The sequence below is a fragment of the Weissella sp. DD23 genome, from assembly GCF_001579105.1.
GTDB classification, from domain to species: Bacteria; Bacillota; Bacilli; order Lactobacillales; family Lactobacillaceae; genus Weissella; species Weissella cibaria.
Genome location: NZ_KQ970391.1, coordinates 278047 through 279370 on the forward strand (window position 1 = coordinate 278047; position 1324 = coordinate 279370).

Consider the following 1324-nt stretch of genomic DNA (forward strand, 5'->3'; position numbering starts at 1 on the left):
AGACGGTTCATGTCAACTTTGAAGACGCAACGACGAAGATGGCAGTTGCTGACCAAGATACGGTGACAATTTCTGGATTGTCAGACGGTACGATTGACTTTACTTCTGCCCAAACGGTCGTTGATGCCCTTATTGCTAAGGGATACCAAGTTGTGACTGGATTGCCAACGGATGCAACTTTGTACGACAACGACGATGCAAATGACCAAACATTTACGGTGACAGTTCGTCATGGTGTGTCAGATGAACACGAAACACTTGCAGCAACATCAACAGTGGCGTATGAGGGTGCCAACCCAGCGCCAGAAGCGAACGTTGTTTCTGTGACTGTGACGCACACATACCAAACGGATGACGTGACTGGCAATCGTATCCAAGCTGGCGATAAGGCTAATTATGGTACGTACTATAAGGCAGATACGTATGTAATTGCTGAAGCTGATGCTTCTAAGGCAACGGTTGATGGCACGACGGGAGATATCACGTTCAAAACGGTAGATACCCCAGCTGTGGCCGGATACACGCCAGATGCGGAAACGAAGCAAAATGTCAGCGCTGCGATTGTCGATGCAGAGACTGGTGCAGTAAGTTATGCACCAGTTGCGTCAACGGTGACGTATACCGCAGATGTGCAAAAGGTTGTTGTGACATTTAAGGATTTGACGACTGGTAAAGCAGTTTCAGGTCAAGAACCGGTGATGATTACCGGTGTGACTGATGGCACGATTGACTTTACGACAGCGCAAGATGTTGTGAAGGCTTTGGAAGAAGCTGGTTATTATGTTGTGACTGGATTGCCAAAGACTGATGTGCCATATGACAACGATGATGCAAAGAATCAAACTTATGAAGTAACACTGCGTCACAGTGTTACCCCACAAAGTGAAGATTTGACGGCAACGTCAACGGTGACATACGAAGGTGCCAACCCAGAACCTAAGTCAAATAAGGCAACTGTAACGATTACGCACACGTATCAAACAGACAATGTCACAAAGCAACGCATTCAAGCAATTGCGAAGGATTCGTACGGGGCTGATTATGTGGCAGATACGTATACGGTAGCGGATGTGGACAAGGCGACCGTCACTGTTGACAAGACGACGGGTGCATTGACGTACACTGCAGTTGAGACGCCAGCCGTCGCTGGTTACACACCGGATAAGACGTCAGTATCAAACACGGCGGAAGCAGTATTGAATACTGAGACTGGCGAGTACAGCTATGGACCAGCCAAGTCAACGGTAACGTACACAGCAGACGCTCAGAAGGTAGTCGTGAAGTTTAGCGATTTGACGACTGGACAACCGGTCGCCAAGCAAAC

At 48.1% G+C, this 1324-nt stretch carries 1 pseudogene; it reads left to right on the forward strand.

The annotated features are described in order from the left end of the window. Positions 1 to 1324, forward strand: a pseudogene (locus WEIDD23_RS03850) (hypothetical protein); the annotation flags it as partial.